This window comes from Nostoc flagelliforme FACHB-838 (assembly GCF_014698065.1).
GTDB classification, from domain to species: Bacteria; Cyanobacteriota; Cyanobacteriia; order Cyanobacteriales; family Nostocaceae; genus Nostoc; species Nostoc flagelliforme_B.
The window spans coordinates 1-2,621 of record NZ_JACJSI010000605.1 but is presented as its reverse complement, the minus strand read 5'-3'; the positions used below and the strand labels follow the sequence as shown (position 1 = coordinate 2,621).

The window sequence follows — 2,621 nt, the reverse complement described above, 5'->3', positions numbered from 1 at the left end:
GCACCTAGATGGATTAAATCTTACCCTAGCTCGGATAGTGACACTTTGTTTCCGACCTGATTGCTGATCAGGCAAGTCCGCTTGTCAATAGGGTTTGAGACGCGCTGACCCTGTATTGAACACGAAATGAGAATTTTAGAAAAACGAGTTAGTCAAGCATTAGTTAGTGCAGCTAGTGTAGAGTGCGATCGCTTTGTGCGAGAAAGTCCCAGATTTTACGATGAAGGCACTTTTTCTATATATCAATTTCGCCAAACTTTATCACAAACTTCTCAAGGTTATGACGCTGAAAGTATCGTAGAAGCAGAACCAGCAATTAGGCAATTATTGAAGTTAGATTTTGAACCAAAAGTGTCTCACACTATTCGTAAATCTTTCCGTCAAACCATTAATCAAACATTGAAAACTCTTTTGTTACCAATGGCAGAACAGCAAGCAGATGAGATTTTGCAGCAATACCCACAGGCGCGGGCTTATTTAGAGAAAACACTGCAACAAGAAGCTGAAGAAAAAATTGCAACTAATCGCCGATTATTAAGTGTTGTTGAAGAAAATATTGCAGCATATAATTTGGCAGTTTCTAGCATTAATAGTTGTTTACAGGCGATGCAATTGTCTGACCATCTTTTGCCTGTCATTGGTGATTCATTTGATACTGATGCTAGGTTCGCTAATAATGGATTTGTGATTTCAGATATGGTACAAAAGGTTTAATTTTATATATCGCAATCCTATTTAATTTGTGAAAATTTGCGGTATCCAGATCCCCGGCTTCGTAAAAGTTGCCGGGGATGTAACTTTTTAGAATCCTAATCCCTAACTGAATGATTATGAATATCAAGCGTCGAGAATTTCTTGCAACTTGTGGGCTGGCTACCTTAGCCACTCAAATACCAACACTTACCGCCCAAGGGAAGCCATCTCTAAACACCATCCGTAAGCCACCCCGCCTGCAAGCTGGCGATACCGTAGGATTGATAGCCCCTGCGAGTATCGTTGACGCTAAAGACATTGAAGCGGCGCAGAAATCAATTTCACAGTTAGGGTTAAAAGTCAAGCTGGGGAAGCATATTTTAGACCGTTACGGCTATTTAGCTGGTAAAGATAGCGATCGCGCCCATGATGTAAACTTGATGTTTAGCGATCGCACCATAAAAGCAATTATTCCCATGCGTGGCGGTTGGGGTTGTAATCGCATTTTACCCCTACTCAACTACTCGCTAATCCGCTCCCATCCGAAAATTATCATCGGTTACAGCGATATTACGACGCTGTTGTTAGCAATTAATGCCCGTAGTCAAATGATTACTTTTCATGGGCCAGTTGCTACGTCTACTTGGAATCAATTTACAGTCGATTACTTCAAGCGCATCCTATTTAATGCTGAAGCGGTGACTATGCAAAATCTCAACCCTAACGAAGTGCGGATGGAGATAATAGCACCGGGAAAGGCGAGAGGTAAACTTGTGGGTGGAAACTTATCAGTCCTATCAGCAATGGTAGGTTCACCTTACCTACCTTCTTGGAACAAAAGCATTTTGTTTGTGGAAGAAATTGGCGAAGATGTTTATCGTATAGATAGGATGCTGACGCAGTTAAAAACTGCTGGGATACTTAATCAAATTGCTGGCTTTATCTTTGGGCAATGCACTAAATGTAATCTTGGAGATGAACCGTCATTTACATTAATGCAAGTATTACAACAACACATACTTCCTTTAGGTATTCCTGCTTGGTATGGTTCAATGATTGGTCATATTAAAGATAAATTTACCTTGCCAATCGGTGTGGAAGTAGAAATAAATGCCGAACTTGGGACAATACGAATGCTAGAGTCGGCTGTTAGTCTGGTTTAACGCGAGTTTGACGGCTCAAGATTATTAAAATAGGACTTACGCGATATTAATGGTAATTCAGTACTAATAAACTACAAAATGTATGGCAAAAAGGAGAGGAAAACAAAAAACGATTATTTTAGAGAAATGGTGAGTGAAATAATAAACGTACAATGAAATATGTTCACGTTAGTTGTACGTGAACATATTTTTGCAAACCTTAGCAGTTATGGCATTGTCTAGACTGCATTGATAAGATTTTGTGATCTACCTAAAATATTAGATAAGCCACTATTTAGACTGTTTAGGTAATATGAATTGTTTAGGTAATATGAACTATTTAGGTAATATAGAAGTTCATCTATTTCTTCTAAGCTTATCGCACTATAGCAATCCGGAATCATTCATGAGAAAATACTGAGAGAGCATAAAAGTAACGTTTGAAACTAAATGCAGGTGTAGTGATGTGGATGGAATTATTAGAAGATTTTATCAAAAATAATAAAGAGCCGCGTGAAATCAAGCGAGCTACAGCAGTAAAAATGCTGTTATGTGGATACAAGCATGAAGAGATAATGCCAATATTAGGTGTCTCATCTGGCTTCATTAGTACCTATAAAAAAGCATTTTTTCAACTGGGGCTGGAAGGATTAAAACTAGGGCATAAAGGAAGTAAAAGTTTTCTGGATGATCTTCAACGTGCCGAGGTAATGGAATGGTTGCAAACCAAAGACAGATGGACTTTAAATGAATTAGACTACCATATCGCTTCAAAATATGGGGTGA

General features: G+C 38.7%; 2 protein-coding genes and 1 pseudogene. All 3 read left to right on the top strand.

Annotated features, from left to right (window positions below; genetic code table 11):
- Positions 1–114 precede the first annotated feature (114 nt).
- Positions 115–714: pseudogene (locus H6G97_RS49545) on the top strand (dynamin family protein); the annotation flags it as partial.
- Positions 715–830: 116 nt separating this feature from the next.
- Positions 831–1,856, top strand: a complete 1,026-nt coding sequence (locus tag H6G97_RS49540; protein WP_190947581.1) for a S66 peptidase family protein — start codon at positions 831–833, stop codon at positions 1,854–1,856.
- A gap of 449 nt (positions 1,857–2,305) precedes the next feature.
- Positions 2,306–2,621: helix-turn-helix domain-containing protein (locus tag H6G97_RS49535; RefSeq protein WP_422394292.1), on the top strand; the 316-nt coding region annotated here is incomplete at its 3' end.